Annotated in this window: 22 protein-coding genes; 12 read left to right on the forward strand and 10 right to left on the reverse strand. The window is 70.3% G+C overall.

Annotated elements, in window-relative coordinates; all coding sequences use genetic code 11:
• Both ABZW14_RS17150 and ABZW14_RS17155 read left to right on the forward strand, forming a co-directional pair.
• A partial coding sequence (locus tag ABZW14_RS17150; RefSeq protein WP_355346824.1) for a transposase occupies positions 1 to 593 on the forward strand: 593 nt, incomplete at its 5' end.
• A gap of 240 nt (positions 594 to 833) precedes the next feature.
• Positions 834 to 1,985, forward strand: a complete 1,152-nt coding sequence (locus ABZW14_RS17155; protein WP_355346827.1) for an epoxide hydrolase family protein — start codon at positions 834 to 836, stop codon at positions 1,983 to 1,985.
• Between the two features lie 184 nt (positions 1,986 to 2,169).
• Here the strand turns inward: ABZW14_RS17155 and ABZW14_RS17160 are convergent, their stop codons facing one another.
• From ABZW14_RS17160 to ABZW14_RS17180, 5 genes are all read right to left on the reverse strand, one after another.
• Positions 2,170 to 3,285: a hypothetical protein gene (locus tag ABZW14_RS17160; protein ID WP_355346830.1), complete on the reverse strand. Its 1,116-nt coding sequence runs from the start codon at positions 3,283 to 3,285 to the stop codon at positions 2,170 to 2,172.
• 65 nt (positions 3,286 to 3,350) lie between these two features.
• Positions 3,351 to 3,890, reverse strand: a complete 540-nt coding sequence (locus tag ABZW14_RS17165) for a SigE family RNA polymerase sigma factor (RefSeq protein WP_355346832.1) — start codon at positions 3,888 to 3,890, stop codon at positions 3,351 to 3,353.
• Positions 3,891 to 4,248: 358 nt separating this feature from the next.
• Positions 4,249 to 4,710, reverse strand: a complete 462-nt coding sequence (locus ABZW14_RS17170; RefSeq protein ID WP_355346835.1) for an IS5 family transposase — start codon at positions 4,708 to 4,710, stop codon at positions 4,249 to 4,251.
• Positions 4,711 to 4,816: 106 nt separating this feature from the next.
• Positions 4,817 to 5,245, reverse strand: a complete 429-nt coding sequence (locus ABZW14_RS17175) for a hypothetical protein (protein WP_355346837.1) — start codon at positions 5,243 to 5,245, stop codon at positions 4,817 to 4,819.
• A gap of 20 nt (positions 5,246 to 5,265) precedes the next feature.
• Entirely contained in the window at positions 5,266 to 5,898 is a 633-nt protein-coding gene (locus ABZW14_RS17180) for a TetR/AcrR family transcriptional regulator (RefSeq protein WP_355346840.1), read from the reverse strand.
• Positions 5,899 to 6,761: 863 nt separating this feature from the next.
• On the opposite strand from ABZW14_RS17180, the gene ABZW14_RS17185 reads away from it, so the two are divergent.
• The 7 genes from ABZW14_RS17185 to ABZW14_RS17215 all read left to right on the forward strand — a co-directional run bounded on the left by ABZW14_RS17185 (position 6,762) and on the right by ABZW14_RS17215 (position 15,374).
• Positions 6,762 to 7,058: a pilin gene (locus tag ABZW14_RS17185; protein ID WP_355346843.1), complete on the forward strand. Its 297-nt coding sequence runs from the start codon at positions 6,762 to 6,764 to the stop codon at positions 7,056 to 7,058.
• Positions 7,059 to 7,068: 10 nt separating this feature from the next.
• Positions 7,069 to 7,989 (forward strand): hypothetical protein, encoded by a 921-nt coding sequence (locus ABZW14_RS17190; RefSeq protein ID WP_355346846.1) that lies wholly within the window; start codon positions 7,069 to 7,071, stop codon positions 7,987 to 7,989.
• Positions 7,986 to 8,876, forward strand: a complete 891-nt coding sequence (locus ABZW14_RS17195; protein ID WP_355346849.1) for a PrgI family protein — start codon at positions 7,986 to 7,988, stop codon at positions 8,874 to 8,876. The genes ABZW14_RS17190 and ABZW14_RS17195 overlap by 4 nt, the downstream gene beginning before the upstream one ends.
• Positions 8,873 to 10,627 (forward strand): DUF87 domain-containing protein, encoded by a 1,755-nt coding sequence (locus tag ABZW14_RS17200; RefSeq protein WP_355346852.1) that lies wholly within the window; start codon positions 8,873 to 8,875, stop codon positions 10,625 to 10,627. The genes ABZW14_RS17195 and ABZW14_RS17200 overlap by 4 nt, the downstream gene beginning before the upstream one ends.
• Entirely contained in the window at positions 10,624 to 13,092 is a 2,469-nt protein-coding gene (locus ABZW14_RS17205; protein WP_355346855.1) for a DUF87 domain-containing protein, read from the forward strand. Before ABZW14_RS17200 ends, ABZW14_RS17205 begins: the two co-directional genes overlap by 4 nt.
• A 214-nt stretch (positions 13,093 to 13,306) precedes the next feature.
• On the forward strand, positions 13,307 to 14,161 hold the full coding sequence (locus tag ABZW14_RS17210; RefSeq protein WP_355346858.1) for a replication-relaxation family protein: 855 nt from the start codon (positions 13,307 to 13,309) through the stop codon (positions 14,159 to 14,161).
• Positions 14,162 to 14,474: 313 nt separating this feature from the next.
• Complete coding sequence (locus ABZW14_RS17215; RefSeq protein ID WP_355346862.1) at positions 14,475 to 15,374, forward strand: methyltransferase domain-containing protein; 900 nt, start codon at positions 14,475 to 14,477, stop codon at positions 15,372 to 15,374.
• A gap of 78 nt (positions 15,375 to 15,452) precedes the next feature.
• Here ABZW14_RS17215 and ABZW14_RS17220 read toward each other — a convergent pair whose 3' ends face one another.
• From ABZW14_RS17220 to ABZW14_RS17235, 4 genes are all read right to left on the reverse strand, one after another.
• The gene (locus tag ABZW14_RS17220; RefSeq protein ID WP_355346865.1) at positions 15,453 to 16,283 is read right to left on the reverse strand and encodes a hypothetical protein; all 831 of its coding nucleotides are present in this window, start codon (positions 16,281 to 16,283) and stop codon (positions 15,453 to 15,455) included.
• A 195-nt stretch (positions 16,284 to 16,478) separates the two neighbouring features.
• The gene (locus ABZW14_RS17225; RefSeq protein ID WP_355346868.1) at positions 16,479 to 17,252 is read right to left on the reverse strand and encodes a maleylpyruvate isomerase N-terminal domain-containing protein; all 774 of its coding nucleotides are present in this window, start codon (positions 17,250 to 17,252) and stop codon (positions 16,479 to 16,481) included.
• A gap of 511 nt (positions 17,253 to 17,763) precedes the next feature.
• Entirely contained in the window at positions 17,764 to 18,663 is a 900-nt protein-coding gene (locus ABZW14_RS17230; protein WP_355346871.1) for a peptidoglycan-binding domain-containing protein, read from the reverse strand.
• Positions 18,663 to 19,415, reverse strand: a complete 753-nt coding sequence (locus tag ABZW14_RS17235; RefSeq protein ID WP_355346874.1) for a hypothetical protein — start codon at positions 19,413 to 19,415, stop codon at positions 18,663 to 18,665. The genes ABZW14_RS17230 and ABZW14_RS17235 overlap by 1 nt, the downstream gene beginning before the upstream one ends.
• A 574-nt stretch (positions 19,416 to 19,989) precedes the next feature.
• On the opposite strand from ABZW14_RS17235, the gene ABZW14_RS17240 reads away from it, so the two are divergent.
• Together ABZW14_RS17240 and ABZW14_RS17245 are read left to right on the forward strand one after the other, a co-directional pair.
• Positions 19,990 to 20,679: a hypothetical protein gene (locus ABZW14_RS17240; RefSeq protein ID WP_355346877.1), complete on the forward strand. Its 690-nt coding sequence runs from the start codon at positions 19,990 to 19,992 to the stop codon at positions 20,677 to 20,679.
• A gap of 95 nt (positions 20,680 to 20,774) precedes the next feature.
• Positions 20,775 to 21,527 carry a hypothetical protein gene (locus ABZW14_RS17245; protein ID WP_355346880.1) on the forward strand — a complete coding sequence of 251 codons (753 nt, stop codon included), beginning with the start codon at positions 20,775 to 20,777 and terminating at the stop codon, positions 21,525 to 21,527.
• Here ABZW14_RS17245 and ABZW14_RS17250 read toward each other — a convergent pair.
• Positions 21,496 to 23,691: a UvrD-helicase domain-containing protein gene (locus ABZW14_RS17250; protein ID WP_355346883.1), complete on the reverse strand. Its 2,196-nt coding sequence runs from the start codon at positions 23,689 to 23,691 to the stop codon at positions 21,496 to 21,498. The genes ABZW14_RS17245 and ABZW14_RS17250 overlap by 32 nt on opposite strands.
• Before the next feature lie 513 nt (positions 23,692 to 24,204).
• Here ABZW14_RS17250 and ABZW14_RS17255 point away from each other — a divergent pair.
• Positions 24,205 to 25,422: a MarR family transcriptional regulator gene (locus ABZW14_RS17255; RefSeq protein WP_355346886.1), complete on the forward strand. Its 1,218-nt coding sequence runs from the start codon at positions 24,205 to 24,207 to the stop codon at positions 25,420 to 25,422.
• Positions 25,423 to 25,496 lie beyond the last annotated feature (74 nt).

The following is a 25,496-nucleotide window of genomic DNA, read 5'->3' on the forward strand; positions in this document are numbered from 1 at the left end:
CCGCGGAGCTGATCAGCGACCTCGAACGGGTCTACCGGCGCTCCAAGGAAGCCGACAAGGAACTGACCGAACTGATCGCCTCCACCGGCACCACGCTGATGGACCTGCACGGCATCGGACCCTCCGGCGCCGCCCGGCTGCTGGTCGAGATCGCCGACATCACCCGGTTCCCGAACCGGGCCCACTTCGCCTCCTGGAACGGCACCGCCCCCATCGACGCGTCCTCCGGCGAACAAGTACGGCACCGGCTCTCCCGCGCCGGCAACCGGCAAATCAACCGGGTCCTGCACATCATGGCCACCGTCCAGCTGCGCAACCCCACCGAAGGACGCGCCTACTTCGACCGGAAGAAAGCCGGCGGCAAGACATCAATGGAAGCGATGCGCGCCCTGAAACGACGCCTGTCCGACATCGTCTACCGATGCATGATCAGCGACGCGGTGGCCACCATGGCGGCGGGCCCGGGAGGACACCGGGGAACGACTACTGACTCCAGCGTGACCAGCTCACATCCCCCAGCCGGCTCTTCGGAGAAGTCACTTCCCGGACCCGCCGTGACCCAGGATAGAACTCTCCTCCCGACGGTGTCTTGACACAGAGGGGAGCCAGTACCGGGCGTTGCGACACCGGGTACGCGGTCAAGGTCCGTAGCGCCCGGTCGGCGGCCAGATCCGCGCACACTCAGCGGCTAGAAGAGGATGTGTAAGATGACCCGCGTCAGCGATGAGGGGAGGTGAGCCCGGTGAGCAGCCAATGTCACGTCTGGGCGCTCCACCCCGCCGTCCCTGTCCGCTGACTTCGCGTCGGGGAGCGCCCTCCTAGCCGGAGGAACAATGACCTTCTCCCCGTTCCGTATCCACGTATCCGACGAGGTACTCGACGACCTGCGGGCCCGACTGGCCCGTACCCGCTTCACGGACCGCAGCGGCGATCAGCCGTGGCAGGCAGGCACGGACCCCGACTATCTGCGGCACCTGGTGTCCTACTGGGTCGACGGGTTCGACTGGCGCGCTCGTGAGGCGGAGCTCAACGCGTTGCCGCATTACCAGGCCCAGGTCGGCGGCCGCCGCCTGCATTTCCTTCGCGTACCCGCGGTGCGTCCGGCCAGCGCGCCGGCACCGCTGCCGCTGATCCTGAGTCACGGCTGGCCCAGCAGCTTCGTGGAAATGCTGCCGCTGGTCGACCGTCTGACCAACCCTGTGAAGTTCGGGGGCGACCCCGCCGACGCCTTCGACGTGGTGGTGCCCTCGCTGCCCGGCTTCCTCTACTCGGAGCTGCCGAAGGGTCCGCTCACCCGCGCTGCGATGGCGCAGACGTTGCACCTGTTGATGACCGACATCCTCGGCTACCAGCGGTACGGCGCCTTCGGTGGCGATGTCGGCGGCGTGGTCACCGGTTGGCTGGGCGCGCTGTATCCCGAGCAGGTAGCCGGCATTCACATGATCCATCCGCCGTTCCCGGCCAGCTTCGACGCCCACCCGCTGTCGCCCGCCGAGCAGGCGTATCTCGACGCCGAGGCGGCGTACGACGTGACCGATGGCGGCTACAGCGCCATCATGGGGACCCGGCCGGACACCATCGCCGCGGCGCTGGTCGATTCGCCGGCCGGGCTGGCTGCCTGGCTCGTCGACAAGTACCGAGACTGGAGCGACAACCGCGGGGACCTGGAGAGCCGGTTCGACCAGGACACGCTGCTGACGATCATCACCCTGTACTGGACCAGTGGTGCCATCGGTTCGTCGTTTCGCCAGTACTTCGATTTCGACCACAACAGTCCACGACCCGACATCACCGTGCCCGCCGCGTTCACGGTGAGCACCGAACCCTCGTGTGCCAACTTCCCCCGAGAGATCGCCGAACGCGCCTGCACCGACATCCGGCATTGGAGCGAACCCGGCAGGGGCGGGCACTTCATGCCGCTGGAGGAACCGGACCTGCTCTCTGGCGAACTGACGCAGTTCTTCACGGCTTTCCGCCCGCACTGATCAGCAAGGAGCCGGGCCGCACCGGCCCGGCTCCGCTGCCGGTTCCGCTCGCCTAGGTCGAAGCTGTCCCGTGAACGCCGTCGGGTTCAACACACCTGGCAACGCCCTCAACTCGACAAGACCGTACGGTCCGTCCGACGGACTCCCGGCTTGCCGGCCCTGCATACCGTTACCTTGGCGCCGGTCAGCAGCCACGCCAGACGACCGGCACCGTCCGGTCGCTGGCCACCGGGTCGCCGGCTGGCCCCGACGTGGAAATGGCGCCTGCCGACACTTCCACGCCGCCGACCAGGCTGTGCCCGTCAGCGGTGATGCCGGACACGGAACTGCCGTACGACATGCCGCCCGCCGGCAAGGGCAGCGCGAAGATCCGGCCGTTGCGCCACAGCGCCGGCGCATCGGTGCTGGTAGTGCCAGCGACTGTTCCGGACGCACTGACTCGGCGTCCGCCGATGCCGGAGATCAGCTCGACGGCACCGGTGCGCAGGTTCCACCGCACCGCCGCCCGGGCCATCAGGTCATCCTTGTTGTCGGTCGGGCGCAGCTGTGCGTCGCCGACCGCCCAGTCACCCGCGGTAGCCAACGCGGTGGCGGAGTCCACCCCGTGTGGTACCGGCAGCGCAGTCGTGACGCCGTCCGCGGCCCAGCGCAGCGCGTGCGAGAGCGGCATGCCGAAACCGACCGCCACGCCGTCGTCATTCAGGCCCAGTCCGGATGCCCCCGCGACGGTCGAGACGATCGCGATGGTTCCGGTGGTGCGCCAGCGAACCGCTGCCGACGACCCGTCCGCGCGGACCACGGTACCGAGCACGTCACCGTGGGTGTTCACCGCGTACGCCACGCCGCCGAGACCGCCGTCGGGCAGCGGCAGCGGAACAAGCCGGGTGCCGTCGTACACGACAGGGCGCTGCCGCTTCTCGTCGCCATATTGAACCCGAACCGGGCCGGTGAAGCCGACGACCAGCCCGGCGGCGCTGACCGCCTGGGGAGCGAACGCCGGCAGTACCCTCACCGTTCCACCAGTCCACAGCACCGCCTGCGGCGCGTCCCGGGTTCCGGCCAGCCCGATCACGTACCGGCCGGATGGGTCGACCCCGTTGGCCACCACGCCACCGGTGGTGCCGGCTGGGATGTCCAGCTGATCGACCACGCAGCCGGACCCAGCGGCCGTGATCGGCGTGGTGGCGCCCGCCCGCACCACTGCGGCGGCGCCGATCGTCGCCAGCACCGCCGCCGCGCCCGCCGCGGCACCCACGAGCCGGGCCCTGCGTCGATTCCGGCGTCGAGCCTCGACCAGCACGTCTGCGGCCTGGAGCCGGGACGGAGGTAGGTCCTGCCGGGCGTACCGGTGCAAAGTGTCCTCGATCATGCCTGTCCCCTTCCGTGCGCTGCGATGGCGGCGGGCTCCGACGCGGGTGCGCGTTCGCCGAGGGCGGCCCGCAATGCCCGCAGCCCGTGGTAAGTGCGGCTCTTGACGGTCCCCTCGGAACAGCCGAGTACATGGGCGACGTCGGAGACCGGCAGGTCGCAGAGGTACCGCAGGATCACCGCCATCCTCTGCCGTACCGGCAGCCGGCCGAGTGCTTCCCGGACCACCAGCCGGTCGTCGACCCGGCCGCTGCCTGACTCGACCGCCGAGTCCGGCGGATCACCGCGAAGCAAGACCTGGGACCAACTACGCCGCCGGTACGTCAGGCAGGCTCTGACCACCATGGTGTGCACGTACGCGTCCATGCTCGCCACGTCAGTGAGCCGTCCCCACCGCCGATACAGCACGGTCAGGGCGTCCTGCACCGCATCGTCAGCCCGGTCGCCGTCGCCCAGCACCAGGTACGCAGTCCGCCGCAGCGACGACAACCGGGACTGGACATACTCGACGTACTCATGCTCTTGCTCGGTGCGCAACGGCCGCCTCCCTCGTGAGCTCCACCCAGTTGATGCGCCCAGCCCCGGCCCAGGTTCAAAATCGGCGCGCGATTCTCCCCCGTCTGCTTGGCGGCAACCTGACATCGGCAGATCTCCGTGTTCAGACACCCATGACCTGCCGCCTAGTTCCCTGACACATGTCGGACTTCAACTGACGGAGATCGGTCGCGCGATTCTTGTTCCACGATCTGCGGCACACCGCAACGCCCTGGCCTCGCGGACCGGGGCGAGCCTGGGCGACCTGATGGTCCGGATGGGCCATGCCTCGACCCGGACGGCGATGATCTACCGCCACACCGCCCGCGAGTGCGACGAGCACATCGCCGATGCGCTCAGCTCACTGATCAAGGCGAGGGGATCGGACACGTAGCGGGAACGGCCAGCGCAAGGTGCGGTAACAACGATCAGGGCCCAGCCAGGAATCCCTGTCCTGATGACACCGACGTGCGCCAGCGGCGTGCTGGTGAACCCGGGCGATGGTGGAATCGACGCTGACATCCCAGGTGATCAGCCCGGCCGCGTCGGCGCGGGCCTGCAACTTGGTGACGATCTGCTGCCAGATCCCGGCCCGCTGCCAGCGTCGGAACAGCGCGTAGATCGCTTGCCAGGAGCCGTAACACGTCGGCACGTCCCGCCACGGCGCACCGACGCGCACCCGCCACCGGATGCCATCGATGAGCTGCCGTCTGCCCCACTGTGACGGTCGGCCCGGACGCTTACCCGCAGGCAGCAACGACTTTAACAGCCTCCACTGGGCGTCGGTCAGGTCGTGCCGCCTCGTCACCGCTATGGTGGCCACGAGGTCTCCGGTATTCAGGTTCTTCTTGGTCGATGAACCCTCTACCGGAGACCTCGCTATCTATCGATCACCGACACGCCGCACCCGACTTCGAGACACCGCCTAGCTAGCCGGCTGAGGGCCTGGCCCCAAGGCGGCTGACCGCGAATGCGGCCAGCAGCAGCACGGTCAGGCCGCCGTCCCAGGTGATGATCGGGCCGGTTTCCGCGATTCCGCCGTGGGCCTGGTAGGCGAGGCCGGTCACGGTCAACGCCAGCTTGTTCATGATGACCAGCAGCCACACCGTGAGGTTGCCCAGGGGTCTGACGGCCAGGAGCGCGAACAGGCCGGCGAAGACCACGAACCCGTACAGCCGCCAGGTCTCCACCACCTTGGTCGCACCGCCCGCATCGAACACGACCTGGATCTGGGCCACCGCGGCACCAAACGCACTGACTGTGGCGATGATCAGCAGGATGCGGGCAAGGCGTAGCCGCCCGGGCGGAACCGAGAAGTGGACGGTGGATTGCTGCACGGTAGCGACGGGCGTGGACATGACTTCCTCCAGGGTGATGCTCAGGCCGGGTGGGCGTGGGACGGTCGGGCACCGCGAAGGGCGCCGTCAATGATCAGGTCCAGGTACGGATGGTCGACCGGCTCGCCGGTAACCAGGATCCGGTAGTACAGCGGGCCGACCAGCTGATCGAACAGAACGGCAACATCGAGGTCTGTGCGCAGTGCGCCGCGTCGGGCCGCGGAGGCCAGCAGTCCGATGGCCATCGCGTTCCGGCGCGCGAATACGGCCCGAATCAGCGTGCCGAGGTCGGCGTGCCGGGCGGCCGCCGCCGCGATTTCCGCGACAACGCCAGCCGAGCGGTCGTCCGCGCTTTCGGGCAAGCCGGCCCGGCGCATGGTGTTCAGGCCGTCGGCCACCTGACGCAGGTAGTCGGTCAGATCGGCCCGGATGTCACCGGTATCCAGAATCGGCACGTCATCCTGCATCAGCGCGACAACGGCCACGATCAGATGGTCCTTGGTCGGCCAACGCCGGTAGAGGGTGGTCTTGGCGACGCCGGCCTGGCCGGCAACCTCGTCGATGGACAGTGCAGCGTAACCGTTAACCAGCAACAGATCCCGGGCGGCGATCAGGATCCGCCGGTCAGCGTCGATGTCTCGGGGACGGCCCCGAGAGGGGCCACGTTCGGGCATGGTCACCACCTTTCCGATACCTGCGTAGCGGAAGTAAGGCTAGATGAGGGTGATCAATTGCGCAACCCAGGTAGCGATATTGCCCGTGTTGGCGGGCAGGCGGGCAGAAAAGGTGTTGGCAGAGCCGCGTCACCCGGTACCACCGAGCGATGACGGCAGTCGTCGGCGAACGTAACGGCATGCTGTGCGTGGCCGGCTCCCTGGACGCGAACCGCGTGCGCTGCCAGACGCGCAGCCGGCCATATAGCGGGTTCCAGGTCTTGCGACATACCGCAACGGCTTTGGCGCGCCCTCACCACCCAAGCGATCGACTACCCAACGTCACCAACCGTTGCGTGGAAAGGCTCATGGACCGTCTAGCCTCCCCAAGCCGGGACACGGTGGAAGGCCCGACCGGACGTACGAGCTCGGCCCGGTCCAGGGAGGCTGGGAGGGCTTGTGGTGCCAGGCGAGGCGATCCGCTCCCAGCTGAGCTTTGAGGTGGGCCCGGGTTCGGGTCGGAGCCCCGAGGTCTTATGCGCGAGGCCGTCCCGGGCGACGGCCAGTATCGACCTCCTGCTTCCGGCCCACGCCACCTATGTCAGGCAACTTGAGTCGCTGCCCGGTCTTGTCAGGCTGTGACAGGAAGTCGGCGAGTTCATCCGAGCTGACAGCCGAGATCTGGGCGGTGCATGTCATCCACGGCATGCCCGCCGGGTGGGGACCGCCTATCCGGCGAGGCCATCGGTCCGGCATGGCTGGCGCGGCGTACTGACACACCGCAACCCTTCGCTACGCGCAAGGGAGGAGCGCCCCCACCGGACCACACGGTCCTTCCCTCGGTCCCCACCACGGCGGCCCACATATCCCTGTGGAGCGCCGCGATGCACACAATCTCCATTCTCAACGACCTGGTCTTGGCCGCTGCCGCCCCTGCTGGCGGGGGCCCGAAGTCCATCGCGCAGGTCATTTCCAACATCACTGGCTGGGTCATGGGCATCATCGCGTTGGTCGCGACAATGTTCCTGGTCATCGGCGGCCTGCGGTACATGGCCGCCGGCGGTGACCCGGCCCAGGTCGAGCAGGCGAAGGGCAACGTCAAGTCCGCGCTGATCGGCTACGCCCTGGCGGTGCTGGCCCCGGTGATCCTGCAGGTGCTGCAGGGCATCCTCGGCGGCTGAGGCGGCGGTCATGGTCGACTGGATGATGAACGGCCTGGTCAGCTGGCTCGCCGAGAAGGTCGTCGACCTTCTCAGTGGCCTGCTGGCGTTCCTGGCTTCTTCAATGTTCGTATCGCCGGACGTCACCGTCCTGCCGCAGGTGCAGTCGATAGCCGACAAGAGCGCCCTGGTCGTCAGCGCCTGCTTCATTCTCGCGATCATCGCTGTGGGTGTCGTAGCGATGGTCGGCGACTCGGTTGAGGTGCGCTACGGGATCAAGGAGCTACTCCCACGGCTTGTCGTCGGGTTCGTCCTGTCGGCGTTCGCGGTCCCGCTGACCGGTGTGCTCATCGACGTCGCCAACGCCCTGACGGTGTCGGTCGTCGGCACGTCGGCGCCGACCACCGAGGCGGTTACCTTCGTTCGGGCTCGCATCGCCGCGGGGATGATCGACGAGGGCTCCGCCCTGCTGATGGCGGTCATCGGGCTGCTCATCGTCGTGTTGATGTTCATGCTCGTCGGCACCTGGCTCGCGCGGCTCGGGGTGCTGGTCGTTCTGGCCGGGATCGCGCCGGTGGCCCTGGCGTGCTACGCCACCCCGTGGACGCAGGGCGCCGCGCAGCTGTGGTGGCGCAGTCTGCTGGGCTGCCTGGCCACACCCACGCTGCAGGCCGTCGCGTTCACGGCGGGCATTGACCTGCTGATCGATTCGGAGTCGAACCTGCCGATTCTGCTCGGTCTACCGGGCTCGGACGCGGTGAACCTGATGCTCGTCATCGTCGTTCTCTGGGTGACGATCAAGATCCCCGGGATGATGCGCCGGTACGTGACCCGTGGCGGGTCGTCGAACGTCGGCGGGGTGCTGCTGCGTGCGGTGTTCATCCAGGGCGTCACCCGCCGCCTGCCGATGCCACTCGGCCGTGTAGCTGCTGCTGTGCGAGGTGGCCGATGACGCACGAGGACACTCCCCCGCGCGCGGTCGTCCCGGCCAACGTCAACGAGCCCGACCGGATCGCGTTCGGGCTGACCTTCCGGCAACTCGGCATCATCGGCGGCACAGCGCTTGCCGGGTTCGGTCTCTACCGCACGTTCGGGCACCTGCTCCCGCCTGCGGCGTGGATCGTCCCCGGGGGCATCGTGTTCGCCGTCGCGATCGTGGTGGCGCTCGGCCGCCGTGACGGCCTGCCCCTGGATGTGTGGCTGCGGCACGGGTTCACCCTCGGCCGCAGCCCGCGCACCCTTGCGCCGGGTGAGGCTCGGGCCAGCGCCGTCGCGGCCGTGGCGGGCGCGCCGAGCGTCCCGGCCCCGCTGCGCTCTCCGGTCACGTCGATCAGTCCAACTGGAGTCCTCACCAGCGAGGGCAGCGACAAAGTGGTGATCGCCTGCGGCACCACGAACATCCACCTGCGCACCGGCAGCGAGCAAGGGGCACTACTGGAGGGGTTCGGCCGGTTCCTCAACAGCCTGACCGGGCCAGCGCAGATCGTGGTGGCCGCGCAACGGCAAGACCTGACCGTCTACGCGCAGACGACCGTCGACCACGCGCCGCGGCTGCCGCATCCGGCGTTGCAGGCCGCCGCTGGCGACTACGCCGCGTTCCTGCTCGACCTCAATGCAGAGCGTGATCCGTTGCGCCGGCAGGTCCTCGCCGTCGTCACCGGCGCGCACGCGGCCGACCCGGCCGTGCGCGCCCTGTCCGGGCTCGGCATCGAGGCCGCCGCGCTGGACGGGCCAGCGGTGGCTGCGGCCCTCGCGGCCGCGGTCGACCCGTTCTCTCCCCCGCCGCCCGGCCCCCGCGCGGTGCACGGCGCCCCGATCACCCTACGGAGCACACTATGAACCTGCTGAAGCCCAAGAAGAACACTGTCGCGGCCGGGGAAGGGATGCCCGCTCCGGCCGCGCTGTCGGTCACGCCGTGGCACGTGCAGGTCGGCGACGGCTACGCCGCCACCTACGCAGTGTGCGGCTACCCGGCCGAGGTCGGCCCCGCCTGGTTGGATCCGCTGCTGTCCTACCCCGGCCGGGTCGACGTCGCCGTGCACGTGGAGCCCGTTGCGGCGCAGCTGGCCGCGCCGATGCTCAAGCGCCAGCGCGCCCGCCTCGAATCCTCCCGCCGCCTCGACGCTGACCAGGGCCGGCTGGGTGACCCGATGGTGGAGGCGGCAGCGGCCGACGCCGCTGACCTCGCCGAGCGGGTCGCCCGCGGCGGGGCGAAGCTGTTCGAGGTCGGCATCTACGTCACCATCCACGCCCGCACCCTCGACGAACTGCACACTGTCACCGGGGGCGTGAAGTCCGCCGCCGCCAGCGTGCTCCTCGATTTACAGCCGGCGACGTTCCGGCACCAGCAGGGCTGGATCTCCACGTTGCCGGTCGGCGTGGACCCGCTGCGGATGCGCCGCATCCTCGATACCACCGCCCTCACCGCGGCGTTCCCCCTCGCCTCAGCGGACCTCGCCGCCCCCTCCCCCGGCGTCGTCGCCCCACCCGAGGGCGTGCTGTACGGGGTCAACACCACCAGCAACGGGGTCGTCATCTGGAATCGGTGGGCGCAGGACAACCACAACAGCGTCGTCCTCGCCCGCTCTGGTGCCGGGAAGTCGTACTTCGTCAAGCTGGAAGTGCTGCGCAACCTGTACCAGGGCACCGCGGTGTCGGTCATCGACCCCGAGGACGAGTACGCGCCCCTCGCCGAGCACGTCGGTGGCACCGTCGTGCAGCTCGGCCAGCCCGGCGTCCGCATCAACCCCCTCGACCTTCCCGCCGACGACCGGCCCGACACCCTCACCCGTCGCGGCCTGTATCTACACACGCTGATCTCGGTCATGCTCGGGACGCCACCGCCGCCCGCCGAACGCGCCGCCCTCGACCGAGCCATCACCGCCACCTACCACCAGGCCGGGATCAACGGCGACCCCGCCACCTGGACCAAACCCGCCCCTCTCCTGCGGGACCTGGCCGCTGTGCTCGCCGCAGATGACGACCCGGCCGCCGGGCACCTTTCCGCGCGGCTCGCCCCGTGGACGGTCGGGAACTTCGCCAGCCTGTTCGACGGGCCGACCACCACCACCCCGGCCGGGCATCTGGTGGTGTGGTCGCTGCGGCACCTGCCCGACGAGCTGCGCACCGTCGGCACGCTCCTCGCGTTGGACTCGATCTGGTCGAGCATCGACACACCCGCCGCGGGCGGCCGCCGGCGGCGGCAGCTTGTCGTGGTGGATGAGGCGTGGCTGCTGATGCGTGACGGCGAAGGCAGCCGGTTCCTGTTCCGGATGGCCAAGGCCGCCCGTAAGCGCGCGGCGGGCCTGTGTGTGATCACCCAGGACGCGGCCGACGTGCTGTCGACCGACCTCGGCCTGGCTGTCGTGTCCAACGCCGCAACGCAGGTGCTGATGCGCCAGAGCACCCAGTCCATCGACGCGGTGTCGGAGGCGTTCAACCTGACCGCCGGGGAGTCGCGGCTGCTGCTGTCGGCGCCGCGCGGCGAGGGTCTGCTCGTCGCCGGCCGCAGCCGGATTCCGTTCCGCGCCCTCGGGTCAGCTGCCGAGCACAAGATCGCCGTGACCGGGCTCGGGGAGGCCGAGGGATGATCGACCCGATCTGGCCCGAAGAGGCCTGGCACTGGATCACGTCCCGGCCGTGGCTCGGTGTCCTCGCCGCCGCCGCGACCGTCGGCGTGGTCTTCGCCCATGACCAGCTGCTCGCCTGGCGGCACCAGCGACTCGTGACCGGCGCGCGGTGGCTGACCATCGCCGCGCCGCCGGAGGTCACCAAGGAGGCAGCCGCCGCGTTCTGGACCACCCTCGTCGGCGTGCTGACCCCGCCAGGGTGGCGGCGCCGGCTCTACGGCTGCCCGCACGTCGGGTGGGAGTACACCTGGACCGGCCGCGCCCTGACCATCCGGGTGTGGGTGCCCGGGACGGTGCCGGCCGGCGCGGTCGAAGCCGCTGTCCGCGCGGCCTGGCCCGCCGCGACCATGACAATCGTCGACGCCGCCCCGCCGATCCCGGCTGAGGTTGGCGAGGAGGTGGGTGGGGCGCACTGGCCGCAGCACACCGACGGGCTGCCGCTGCGCAGCGACCACGACGCCGACCCGCTGCGGGCGCTGCTCGCCGCCGGCGCCGAGGTCCGCCACCGCGAACACGCGTGCGTGCAGATCCTCGCCCGCCCGGCACCCGCCCGCCGCGTCCGGGCGGCCAGACGGGCGGCGGCCACCAGCAATACCCATCCGCACGGGCGGCCCGATGTGGCCGCCCGCGCCGTCTCCGGCGCGGCGCGGCTGGCCATCGAACCCCTCCTGTGGCTCCTCGACGTGTTCACGCCCGGCTCATCTCCCCGGCCTCACAGCCCGGCATACGCCACGGCGGCGCGGGCAGCGGAGCGGGACCCGGTGGCCATCGCCGACGCCCGCACGATCGTGGACAAGGCGGTGCGGGTGCCGCACTTCGAGATCGCGGTCCGGTTCGCCGTGGCCGCCGACGCGGACAAGACACCACCGGACCGTGAGCGGGCCGGGCAGGTCCGCGCACGCCTGCTCGGGCTGCGGCACACCATCGCGTCGGCTGCCGCGACCTACACCGGCCCGAATCGGCTGCGGCGCACGAGAATGCCGCAGCCGGTCGCCACCCTCGCCGGGCGCAGGTTGCGGCGCGGGTTCCTGGCCACCGTGCCCGAACTCGCAGCCTTGGCCGCGCTGCCGCAGGACCTCGCGGTGCCGGGCCTGGACCGGGCGCGGGCGAAGGCGGTGCCGGCGCCGGTGCAGGTGCCTTCCGGCGGGCGGGGTGTGAAGGTGCTGGGCCGTTCGCAGGTCGGCCGTCACAGTGTCGGCCTGAATGTGACCGATGCCCGGCAGCACGTGCACGTGGTCGGCAAGACCGGCGTCGGCAAGAGCACGCTGCTGCTGAACATGATTCTCGGCGACATCAAAGCCGGCCGCGGGACGGTGGTCATCGACCCGCGCGGTGACCTGATCACCGACATCCTCGACCGGCTCCCCGCCTCCCACGCCGAGAAGATTGTGATCATCGACCCGGACCAGGAGAACCGGGGCTGCTTCAACCCGCTCGACGACCAGGGCGATCCGCACCTGGCGGTGGACAACCTGGTCGGGATCTTCGCGAAGATCTTCCAAGGGCAGTGGGGGCCACGCATGGACGACACCATGCGGGTGGCGTGTCTGACTTTGATGCGGCATGCCAAACCCACCCTGAGCCTGGTTCCGTCGCTGCTGCAGGACCGGGAGTTCCGGGCCAGGTTCACCCACGGCCTGGACGACCCGGACGGGCTCGGCGGGTTCTGGCTCTGGTACGACGGCATCAACGAGCAGTTCCGAGGCCAGGTCATCGCCCCGGTCCTGGCACGGTTGCGGGCGTTCCTGCTGCGGGACTTCGTCAAGAGCGTGATCGGCAACGCCCACTCGTCGTTCGACATGGGCCGGGTGCTTGACGGCGGAGTGCTGCTGTGCCGACTACCGAAGGGAATCCTCGGGGAGGAGACCAGCCGGATTCTCGGCTCTTTGATCGTGGCCAGGGTGTGGCAGGCCGCCATCGCCCGCGCCACCATCCCCGAGCCCCAGCGGAAAGACGCTTGCCTGTACGTCGACGAGTGTCAGAACTTCCTCACGCTGCCGGGCAGCGTCGGGGACATGCTAGCCGAGGCACGCGGCTTCCGGCTCGGTCTCGTCCTCGCCCACCAGGACCTCGCTCAGCTACCGAAGGATGTCGCCGCGGCGGTGTCGGCCAACGCCCGGTCGAAGCTGTTCTTCACCGTCGACCCCGCCGATGCGCGGGAGTTGTCCCGGCACACCAAACCCGAGCTGGACGAGCACGACCTCGCCCACCTTGACGTCTACACCGCCGCCGCCCGGCTCCTCGTAGGCAACCGGGAACTACCGAGCTTCACGTTCGTAACGAACCCGCCGGCGCCGGTCGTGGGTGAGGCGACCGCGATACGGCAGGCGTGCGCCGCCGCCCACAGCCGCACGAACGGTGAGCCGCCGATGCAGCAGCTCGCCCGCACGGCGATGAAGCGACGCATGACCGAACGCGACCGCTGAAACCGCGGGTCGGCTCGTTCGAGGGCTCGGCTGGGTGCGGCACCGGGGGCTCGTTTGGGGGTGTCCGCGACACGAGACCCCACACGAGTCCCCTCCACCCCGGCCTGTCAGGTGCCTGACGTGCCCAAACCCGCCAGCCGGCAGGACCGCAGCCAAGATCAATCTATCCAGACTCCCTACGGGACTCTCTCTCCTCCACAGGGGTGAACCGCCTATGCCGCAAGCACGCTCCGCCAGTCTGCTGGCCATCTACCCGCACATCACCAGCCGCGACCGGCTGCTGCTCCAACTCCTGGATGACCACCAGGTGCTCACCACCGACCAGATCCACCGCATGCTGTTCCACGCCCGCCGGACCTGCCAGGTCCGCCTCACCGAGCTGGCCGCCCTGGGCCTGCTGGACCGGTTCCGGTTCGCCCGCGACGGAGGCGGCAGCCAACCCTGGCACTGGACCCTCGGCCACAACGGGCACCGATTCCAAGCCGCCGCCCACAACCAGCCCGAACCCACCGCCCGGACCAGCCGCCAAACCGTGCAACGGCTGTCGGCCAACCCGCACCTGACCCACCTGCTCACCGCCAACGAGTTCTTCGTCCGGCTCACCGCACACGCCCGCCACCACCCCGAGACGCGGCTGGACCGGTGGTGGTCCGAAACGCTGACCACCAAGCAGTACCGGACCATCACCGCTGACGGCCACGGCCTGTGGAGCGTCGCCGACACCACCGTCGGGTTCTTCCTCGAGGCCGACACCGGCACCGAAGCACTACGCAGCCGGGTGGTCACCAAGCTCGACCGGTACGCGCAGCTGATCCGCCGCGGCGGCCCCCGGTACCCGGTGCTGTTCTGGCTCGGCAGCGAGCAACGCGAGGAACACCTCCACCGGCTCCTACGCGGCCGGCCCGGCGACGTCCCTGCCGCGACCGCCACCCATCACAACGACCCCGCCGAGGCAGTCTGGCTCCCGGCCGGCGCCACCGGCCGGGTCCGGCTCGTCGAGCTGCCCAGTGACCACGGGCAGCCGGTGGCGGACAACCCGAACTACGACGAGGGCGTCTTCGTGCTCTGACAGGCCCTGATCTGGCTAGCAGCGATTGTTGGCACTCTCTGTCCGGGGTTGGCACCGCATGACGCCGGCGAAGCCTTCACGTCAGCACGCCAATACGCGACGGGTGCCTCACCGCCGATCGGCGCCGGGGCCTGGAGTACGAGTTGGCGCGGCGCGGCCAGGCGGCCGGAAAGCGGCGGGACACCGCAGTCCCGGATGAGCGGGCGATCGTGTCGAGGGTGAGGGGGCGGCCTGGTTGGCTGGCGCCAGGCTGTGGCTGGGCTCAGCCCGTGTCGCGCTGACAGCGCACGCGGTCGGGCGTGAGGATGTGGGCATGAGTTCATCACAGCCCGGCGCCGACCCCGGACCCGAGCCGGACACGACCGCGGGCGGGCCGGTAAATACTGCTGGCGGGCGTTCCAGGCCCCCGTCGTCGGACTCTTCCCCGGATCACCGCTACCTGCTCGACAACGCCCGGGTGGAGGCGGGCGAGCGGTTCACCTGGCTGGCCGAGCTGTTCGACGGAGTCACGCGTGGGCACTTCGACCGGCTCGGAATCAGGGCGGGCTGGCGCTGCTGGGAAGTTGGTGCCGGAGGCCCCAGCATTCCCGAGGCACTCGCCGCGGCCGTCGGACCAACCGGTCACGTGCTGGCCACAGACATCAATCCGGCCTGGTTGGACCCGCACGGCGGGTACGAGGTGCTCCGGCACGACATCGTCGGAGACCCGCCACCGCAGCCAGGCACGTTTGACCTGGTACACGCGCGGCTCGTGCTCGTTCACGTGCCCGACCGTGCCCGGGCGCTGGCGACGATGGTGGCGGCGCTGCGGCCCGGCGGTTGGCTGCTGGTAGAGGATGCCGACACCGAACTGCAGCCGCTGGCCTGCCTCGATGAGGTTGGCCCGGCGCAGCGGCGCGCCAACCGGCTGCGGCGCGCCGTCCGGGAGTTGATGGCCCGCCGCGGCGCCGATCTGCGATTCGGCCGTACGCTGCCGCGGGCGTTGCGTGCGGCGGGCCTGGTCGATGTCACGGCGGCCGGCTGCTTCCCGGTCGGCGGGGTAGCCTGCGACCGGCTGGAGACCTCCACGGTGCGCATGGTCCGCGCCGAGTTGCTCGCCGCAGGGCTGGCCGACGACGTCGAAATCGATGCGCACTTGGCTGCTGTCGATGCCGGCGAGCTCGACCTCACCCTCGCGCCGCTGATCTCGGCTTGGGGACGCCGCCCAGGCTGAGTAGTCTGCCTGACGTTCTGCCTGTAAGTGGGTGGCCGCATGGAGGCGGCCGACCGGCCGGCCTCCACACCGCCATGATCACGCCTCTGAACGGGGCCCAGGCGTGCCGGCCGATGCCGATGCCGAGCAGTGCGAACAGTCCGGTTCGGCGGAACGGTGGTCGCGGCCCCAGAGAGAGACATCCCGTTCGCGGCTGCCATATGGCGCGGCGGCCAGCAGCCAACGTTCCATCGGGCTCAGGTTCGCGGGCAGCCTCGCGAAGCTTGACTCGCGTATGCGCAAATGGCCGACCACGGTGGCGCCGTCGCGCATCCGGATCAGACCACGGTACTGGCGAAGGTCGCCGGGTCCATCCGGCAGGAACAGCGGCTCGCCAAGCCGACTGGATCGCAGGATGTGCTGGCCTTCTGGCTGCAGGTGCGCGAGCGTCCATTCGGGTGACTTGCGGCCTGACGGCTCAAGCGCGTGAGCCTCCCGCACCAACTCCCGCATCGTGGCGGTGTCTACAGCGACGAAGCCCCGGGGGTCGCGCGGGATCCGCCAGCCACGGCGGGCCAGCCTCGGCCGTCGCGCCGGCGTTGTGGCGGGCGGCGGCCAGGGCGGGCTCTGCGCGAGGTATCGGTAGTCGACGCCCAACCTCTCGAGATGCTCGCTGAGCCACCGCTGCTGATCAGCGGTCGCGGTCTGCCACATGTAAACGAACGGGTCGAACCCGTTGGCGGCGCGTACCGCGGCTGCCCTCGGCAGGTTGTGACACACGTCGGCGATCATGTGGATCTCGGCGAGGTGACCGTCGGGATGCCTGGACAGTTCCGGCCTGAAGGCAAGCATGCGGATCTCCAGCAGAGCCGCGCTGAGCAGTCCCGCGACGACCTGTTCCCGGTCCCGTCGCCTCCACCGTCGCACCATCTGGGCATTATCGCGTCGAACGGGCGCCTGGTGGACGCGCACCGTCAGCTATCGGTGGAGTCAACCTGACAGCCACGCAGGCGGTTCTGTCAGTGCAGCTCAGAGGCACGGTCGTGATTCCTGACAGGGGCTGTGCTGTCAGGTCACGAAGCTACGGTGCAGCTTCTTCTATCACACCACCGTGATCACAACCTTTTACGCGTTCGGGTCCCAGTCTGCGAGCCGCTCCATCGGCTCGGTGTCGCCGGTGGTCTCCAGGCCGTCGAGCGGGACGCGCGCGTAGAAGTAGAGGACCAGTTCGCTCGCTGCGCCTCGCATCGCCATGTCGCCCGGCTCCGCGTCTGCGGCGAGGTCGTCGCAGCGGACGCCGTCGGCGTTGAGGGTCAGGCGCCAGGAGCGGCCCTCGGTCGTGTGCAGGTCGATGGTCGCCGGCTTGAACGGCCAGGGGACGGTCGTCGCCGAGACGGTCGTCAGGAACTCGTCGACGCCCTCGACCGCGACGTCCGTGGGCAGCGGCTGTGCGGCGCCCTGGGTGAGCTGGGCGTCGTAGGTGTGGACGGCGATCTCCTGGATCTGGTGCCTGGCCACGGCTCCGCTGGTCTGCGGGGCCTGTGAGCGGCCCCACCAGGTCCAGCAGCCGCGGTCCGGGCCGGCCTCGCGCATCGCGTCGAGCATGAGCTCGGTCGATTCGGCGAGCCAGGCGTCCAGGGCTTCGCGGTCGCGGGGCGCGGTCGGGGCGCCCTTCGGGTCGGTCCTCGCCGGGGGTTCAGCGCCCAGGCCCGCCGCGATGATGGCGGCCTGGCGGCGGCGGCCGTCGCCGAGGTGCTGCGCCAGTTCCCGCAGCGTCCAGTCAGGGCAGGTCGGGACCTGGACGTCAAGGTCGGGGGCGGACGCGATCGCGGCGCGGAATGCGGCCGAGCGGTCTTCGATCAGCCGCAGGACCTCGGGGAACTCCAGATTGTTTTGCACTGCGGTTGTGTATCACTGCGCTCCGACCGCCGGGTAGCGAATTTGTCGAGCGAACGCGTCGACGCCCCGGGCGGAGCGATGCCGATGCCGATGCCGATGCCAAGCTGTGCGAACAGTCCGGGGCGGCGGAGCGGTGGTCGCGGTCCCAGAGATGGACGTCTCGTTCGCGGCTGCCTATGGCGCGGCGGCCAGCAGCCAACGTTCGATCGGGCTCAGGTTCGCGGGCAGGCTCGCGAAGCTGGACTCGCGTATACGCAGGTGGTCGACCATAGTGGCGCTGTCGCGCGTCTGGATGAGGCCACGGTGCTGGCGAAGGTCGCTGGGGCCATCGGGCAGGAACAGCGGCTCGCCAAGCCGACTTGAGCGCAGGATGTGCTGGCCTTCTGGCTGCGCCGGGACCGCCAACCAGAAGTGGCGTACCGGCTGAGTGACGTACGCACGGTTCGTCCCGTCCCCCGGACACTGGGAGACGGGACGCCGGGCACCTCGTCCGCGGTGGGCACGGCGCCGGTCAGCTCCGCTGGTACTCCTCCCAGGTGAGCACGGGGCTCACTACCGGCCCGTCGTCGGGACCCCGGTTCGCCAGCCCGTTGAGCCCGAGGTAGTAGTCGCCCGCCTGGTGCTGCGCGGGCGCCGACTGGTCGGTGTCGGCCAGCGCCACCGCGTGGATGTGGTAGGGCCAGTTGCCCTGCGCGGGTGTGCGCAACCAGGCGGCGAAGCCGACCCGGCGCAGGTGCCGGACGACCGTGGTGCGGTAGGTCCCGGACATGCCGTCCACGGCAAGGTCCAGCGCCCCGCCGCCGTCGTGAGTGCCGGCCGAGGTCGGGTCACTCGTGCTGTACGAGCCCTGGCTGATCGCCAACTGGCGGCCGAGCAGCCGCTCGGCCTCCAGCAGCATCGCCCTGGTCCGGCTGTTCACACGGGCGCCGCGGAAGTCCAGGACACCGCCCGGAGTCAGCGGCCGGACCACGGTGAACCGCTGGTCCCCCAGTGCCCGCAGCGAGGTCAGCCCCGGCAGGCCGGTGGCGTCGAGGCCCGCGTACCCCAGGGATCGCTGGTAGGCGGCATACGCGGCCACGGTGCTGGTGCCGAAGTGGCCGTCCACGTAGGTGGCGGCGAGCAGGCCCCGGTCCCGCAGCGCCCGCTCGACGAGGAGCACGCTGTCATAGCTGCCGGCGGTGATCGCGGTGTCCGCTCGCCTCGGGTCGATCTGCGCCGCCTTGATCAGCGCCTCCATGTCGACCTCCGGCAGGGCTGCCCTGCCCGCACCTGCCGCGAGCAGCCCGCCGCTGACCGCGCCGAGCGTCGCGGCGGCCGCGTGGCCGAGCAGGCGCCTGCGGTCCAGCAGGGTCGCCTCCGGGCGGTCGCGGCGCTCGGGTCGCCGCCCCGGCCCGGCCGGCGTTTCGGGCATCACCAGGCCGCCGGCAGGTAGGCGACCGACCAGCCGCGGTAGGAGCCGTGGTCGAGGTAGCCGGCCACCCCGACCCCGCCGCTGACGGACGTGCCGATCACCTTGCCCTCGCCCAGGCTGATCGCCACGTGCCCGCTGCCGACCGAGTTGTGGTACCAGACCAGCGCGCCCCGCGGCGGGATGCCGGAGGTCTTGAGGTAGCCGTTGCTGCTCTCCCAGTCGCCGCCGATCTCCGCGGTGTTCCAGCCCGAGCCGCCCCATCCGTAGGCCTGGGCGACGAAGGCCAAGCACAGGTTCTCGTAGGCGGTGGAGCGGTACCGCTGGAAGGCCCAGTCGATCGCGCCGTTGGCGGATCGCGGGTTCGTCTTCGACGACGGCTCGTCGCCGACGTAGGCGCAGCTGTTGACGACCTGGCCGTCCGAGCCGGTGTGCACGTAGGCGTCGGAGACCATGCCGCCGTTGGACAGCAGGTCCCACAGGGTCGTGGTGCCGTAGGTGCCGGTCACCGACGTGCCGTTGGTTTGGCACAGCAGCGTGACCGTCGACCCGTCGGACACGGTGCGCCAGGCCGTGTAGCCGGTCCCTGGTCCCGAGCGGACGCTCAGCGCCGTGCCGGAGGTGTTGATGGTGCCGGTGGCCGAGTCGGCGTACGCGTACGCCGTGCCGGGCACGGTCGCGATCAGGACGACGGAGAGCGCGGCGGCGGCGACAGCGGCGACCGGACGGCGCGAGACATCGACAATCTTCCACATGACAGAGGAAGCTAGCGGCTGCCCGCGGCCCGGTCCACGCCAGTTTGGACATTCTTGCCGTAGGTGCCTATCGACACGAAACTAACCTTCACGCCCCGGTGGTCCGCCAGGGGCGGCGATCGTCTGCAGGGCGGGGCCATCTGCTGGGGCTGTTTCCAGGCGGCCACGAGAAACCGCGCGATGGACTGCCGCCACGCGGCGCACCAGCATGCCGCTACGCGCGCCGACCGGGCGCATGGCGGACGCGCACCGCCAGCTTTCGGTGAAGTCAACCTGACAGCCGCGCAGGCGGTTCTGTCAGTGCAGCTCACGGGCATGGTCGTGATTCCTGACAGAGGCCGTGCTGTCAGGTCACGAAGCTACGGTGCAGTTTCTTCTATCTGCTCGCACCGCCGCCCTACCTGTCCCTCCCGGGTCTGCCCGCGCCGGCGGGATCACCCCCAGCCCACCCTTCGGTCGGCTCGTGATCCACGCCCTGCGCCCTTCGCGGCAGCTCGCCGGCTCAGACGCCGCGGCCCGGTGGCACCACCGCACACCCGCCCTGCCCACCCATTCAGGAAGGGATCACCCTGCCATGTCCAGGCCCAGGCAGCTCACCATCCGCGTTGTCACCGTCTGCTTCGCCCCCGGCGATGACATGGACTGGTTCGCCGCCTCCGAGAAGGTCAACGACGTGCTGCATGCTAACGGCACCCCGACCCGCCGCTATCACGTCCGCCACCGCCGGCTGATCGGCTGGCTGACCCGCTTCTTCCGCTACTACCTGCTCCACACTGCCCGCCGGTTCGGCGCGGTCACCATGGCCGCCGGCGGCCGCAAGGGCCGCCTCGACCTGACCGGCACCGCGGCCAAGGCCGCCGAACGTGCCGCCCGGCGCTGGCACGCCTGGAACACCCACATCGCTGCGACAACCCGCCCGGCCCGCAGCTGGGAGGACTACCTCGCCCAGCACCACGCCGACCCCGACAAGGTCAGCCTCGCCGAGGCCCGCCGCCGCTTCGAACAACAGCCCCGCGTCCTGGCGATGCTCGCCCACTCCTTCGACCCCTACGAGCTGCCCGTCTACCAGGCCGGCGAAGCCACCTACGCCGGGCTGTACTGGCGCATCGCCCTGATCGGCGATGCGCTGATCACCACCGACGGCCGCCTTCTCCTCTCGGCCAGCGACTCCATGGCTGACCGGTTCCGCTTCCTCAACGAGGCATGCGCCTACCTGCGCAACCTGCACCGCAGCGCACGGCTGTGCGCCGTCGCCATCGCCTGAACCCTCAATCGCCGAACACCGAGGACCGGTCGCAGCCCCGCTGCGACCGGCCCTCGGCATGCCCACAACCCGCCCCGCCCGCAAAGGAGATCCCCGTGTTCCTGACAGATCCCGCCCTACGGCGCATCGCCGCCGACACCAACGACGTCCTGCCCGAGCACCTGTGGCGCCACGACACCGCCACCCTCGACGCCCTCGGCGACCTCGCCCGCGTCCTGCACAAGACCGCCCTCGAGTTCAACGACAGCACCGCCACCCTCGACAAATCCCTCACCCGGCTGCGCGAGCTCGCCGAGGCAGCCCACCACCAGCTGGCTGCCCGCGCCGACCTACACCTGGCCGGCTACCACCAGGCACTGACCGACGCACGCGCCGCCCGCGAGCGGCACATCGTCCTCGGCACCATGCTCATCACCGCCTACCGCGGCTGGCGCAACCACCGGCCGCTCGGCGACGCCGACGAGCGGCATCTGCTGCTGCAACCCGGCGACCCCTCGCGCGGCGTGGCCGTCCTCCGTCCGCAGGCTCCCCACACCTGGCTGGTCTTCCCCGACACCGAAGCCGCCAGGGCCTTCGATATCCCCTACCCGTGCCGGCTCGTCGGCGAGGTCGCCCAGACCGACGCGGGCTGGACGCCGACCGCGTACACCAACCTGCAGCATCGCCAGACACAGCCCGGCCTGACCTATCCGCTGCCGTGGTGTGACGACCTCGCCTCGGCCTGCCGATCACTGCTGCGCTGGTGGCACCTGCGCCACTCCGACACCTGGCGCAGCCGCACCCCCGGCCAGCTCACCCCGGCCGAACTCGCCCACCTCAGCGCCCAGGGCGCGGCGATTGCTGGGTGAGCATCAGCTGTCCGAGTTCCTGGGTGCATCGGGTGAGCGCGACGTAGAGGCCGTTCCAGCCGCGCGGTTCAGCGGCGATGCCCTCAGGGTCGATGAGGAGCGTCGCGTCCCATTCCAATCCCTTGGACTGGGTCGCGGTGAGCACCGGCACATCGCCCAGCACAGCTTGGAGTTCGGCGATGCGGTCGGCGGGGGCGATGACGCCGACCGTGCCACCGTGCCACCGTTGCTGAAGCTGTCGCACAGCTTGGGCGGCGGCATCGGCAAGCTCGGCGCCTGTGATCGTCAGCTGCCAGGGGGCGACGCCGGAGGAGCGTACCGGCCGTGGCGGCGTGTTGTGGCTGCCAGCTTTCTTCAAAACCGGTTCGGTGAGGTCCATGACCTCACGCGGGGTCCGGTAGCAGATGGTGAGTTCCGCGGCGGTCCAGCGGTCACCGAACACAGCCTGCACCGCTTGTGCCCAGCTGGTGTGCCGGTGTGCTGCCTCCGCCTGGTCGATGTCGCCGACGGCGGTGATGGAGCGACTGGGACAGCGCCGTAGGACCATGTGCCACTGCATCTCGGACAGCTCCTGCGCCTCGTCGATGACGACGTGGCCGTACACCCAGCCGCGCTGCCGGCGAGCACGGTCGGCGAGGAACTCGCCCTGTGGTTGCGGGGCGTCGACCTCGCCCAGCAGGTCGGCGAGGGCGTCGAGCAAGGGTATGTCGCTCGACGCCCATGGGGCCGGCTCCGCCGAGACGGCGGTGATCTCCTGCGGGGACAGCTGCGGGGCGAACCGGGCCAGCAGGGTGCGGTCGGTCAGGAGATCACGCAGGAGGGTTTCGGCGTCGAGGGTGGGCCACCATGCCTCGATGAACCGGGCGATGGTGGCGTTCTCGGCGATCCGATGACGGAGGTCTTCGACCTCTTCCTCGGAGAGCAGCCCGTCGACGTCGATGCCGGCGGGCGCCCTGCCGGGCTGGTGGTCCTGCCGCATGCTCCGGTCGACGCGGGCGAGGATGTCCTCGAAGCCCTCCTCCATCTCGTCCATCAGCGCCTCGCGCTGCTCCACGACGGCTTCGGCAAGCAGGTGGTGCAGCTGCTCGGCGAACGCCGCGCGGGCGCGGTGGTACGGGCGTCCCTGCACCGCCGAGGCGAGCGCCTGCGCCACTGTTGCGGCTGGGACGACATAGAACTCGCCCTCCCAGCGCAGCTTCAGCTCGCGGGGCCGGGGAACCAGCGACATGACGTGGTTTTCGAGCGCGGGTTGCCAGAGGGCGCGGCCCTTGATTTCGGCCAGAAGCCGGCTCTCGTCGCGGCCCACGCGGATCCCGGGCAACAGAGTGTCGCAGGTCGCCGAGACGACGGCGGTCTCACCGAGCGCGGGCAGCACCTGGGCGATGTACTCGAGGAACCGCGGCGACGGGCCGAGGACCAGGACCGCTTGCTCGGCCATCGTCCGGTGGGCGAACAGCAGATAGGCGACGCGGTGCAGAGCAACCACGGTCTTGCCGGTGCCGGGACCGCCCTGAACGATCAGCGGGCCGGTCGCCTCGGCCCGGATGATGTCGTCCTGTTCGCGTTGCAGCGTGGCGATCGCCGTCGACATGCGGCCCGTGCGACGCTCGTCGAGGGCGGCCAGTAGAGCACCTTCCCCGACGAGTTCCGCCGTTATGGTCCCGTCGAGTGGTTCGTCATCCACGCCGACGACAGCCGATCCCGCCGTGCGGATGTGACGGCGCCGTGCCTGACCTTGTGGGTCGACAGCCGTCGCGGTGTAGAACGGCCGAGCTGCGGGAGCGCGCCAGTCCACCAGCAGCGGCTCACTGTCCTCGCCGTCGTTGCGCAGACCGACCCGGCCCACGTGTCGCACGGTGCCATCAAGACCGTCGAGGCGGCCGAAGACCAGCCCGTCCCTTGCTCGCCGTAGCTCTTCGTACTGCTGGCGGAGCATGCGCTGCCGGGCCCGCTCCAACGCGTCCAGGGCCTCTGACGAAAGCTCGGCCTGTAGGTGGTCGGCCAGCCTGTCGCGCCGGGCCGCGGCCACGTCGAGAAACTCTTGTTCCTCGGCGACCGCGGATCGGCGCGCGACGCCCTCAGCGGTAGAGGTTGCCGGTTCGCCGTTTGCTGTTACTTGGCTGATGCCAGCAGTGCCGTTGTTCAGAGCAGAATTCCGGCGCATTCGCAAATCCTTGCACTGGTGTCCCTCGGCCCGGATGAGCCGCAGCGGCGGCAAGCATAGAGTTCATTTCTCCTCATCGGCCAGGAACTCCGCCTGCCGAGATGCGAATCTCAATGCCTTGCAGATCCGTGTCGCTTGTGGCCTCACTCAATCCTGATTTCGCTTATTGACAGTCGGCCTTATCTGATCTGAATGCCGACGGCGGCACTGCTCGCGGGCGACACTCGATCACCGTCCGGAGCGGCTGCCCCCTGCCAGCGGCATCTCAAACGGCGGCCGCCGTCGTAGCTTCCCGCGGTCAGTAGCCGACGAGCCCACCGCCCGCCGACCACCGGCCCCTCGGCGGCACCACGCCGCCCCAGGTCGCCGGGCCGCAATCCGCAGCACCCAGCACGGCAGCGCACCGCTCCACGCGGCTGCCGTGCTGACCGCTGCCCGCGACCCGGCGCACCACCGCCCGGCAAACAGCGCGCCGGGCGTTCCAACCCCTAGTTCCCAAGGAGGGAATCGCACGTGGAAAGTCTGTCCCTGACGCCTGCCACGCAGGCCGTCCTCGACGCCCTGGTCGAACTCGGCCGAGGCAACGTCCACGAACTGGCCGACAAGTCCGGCAAGGCCCGGTCGACCACCGACAAGGCGATCAAGACCCTGGCCGACGCCGGTGTGATCGTCGCGGTGTACACCGACGCCGACCCGGCCGACGGCACGCCCACCCAGTGGACCCTGGCGACCCGGGCGTCCGACGTCGCCCCGCACGACGTCGACCTCGCCGACGAGCGCAGCGGAATCATGGACGAGGTCGACCTCGGCGACCTGCACGTCGACGACGCGGCCGACGAGCCAGACACCGGTGACAGCGAGCGGACCGATCAGCCCGACAGCGGCGAGGGCGGGAACGCCCCAGACGACGCCGGCGATGAAGGGGAGGCCGAGGCCCGCCAGATCGACGACGGCGGCGAAGACGCCGTCGACGAGGACAGCACGAGGGACGATGAGAGTCCCAATGTCACCGTTGTGCAGGCGGCGCGGCCCGGGGACCGCAAGGTCATGGCCATCAAAGGCGTCCTGGCCGACTACGGCGACGACGGCGTGGCCCTCGACGTGATCGTGGCGGACAGCGGCATCGGTCACCCGACCGCGACGCGCCTACTCACCGCGATGGAGCAGGCCGACGCCGCCCGCCGCCTACCCGGGACGCCGCAGCGCTGGATCCCAGGCCCCACCAAGGCCAGCGACGTCGACCCGAACCCCGAGCCGCCCCGCTGCCCGCTGTGCCACCAGGCCATCCGCAGGTTGGCGAACACGCCGTACGCCACCACGGCGGTGCTGCCACTGATCAGGCCTGACGGCACGCTGCACGTCGTCGGCCCGGACGGTCAGACTCACGCCGTCACCCTGCCCCCGCGCACCCGCGCGACGGGCGTCGCCAGGAGCGGAGGCCGGCGCGGCGACGGCACCGCCAACACCGACGGCAGCCAGCCGTTCGGCCGGGGCGAGCTGGAAAGGCTCACCCTCGACGTCCTTGCCGCCAACCCGGGCGGGGCGATGACCCCGCAGGACATCGCCACCGCGATCGGCGGGCAGCTCGGCCGCACGGTCAGCTCCGGGGCGGTGCGCAACAACTGCACCAAGGCCGCCGCCGCCGGCCGCATCCTCCTGGTCTCCGACACGCCGCTGACCTTCACCTACCCCGCGCCAGCCGACAACGGCGACACCGCCGAGCAGTCCTGACCCCCACCATCCCCACCCATGCGGGGGCCGAGCCCGTCGGGCTCGGCCCCCGCAGCGCATAAGAGGAGAAGCAC

Source organism: Micromonospora sp. NPDC004551 (assembly GCF_040609975.1).
Classification (GTDB): Bacteria; Actinomycetota; Actinomycetes; order Mycobacteriales; family Micromonosporaceae; genus Micromonospora.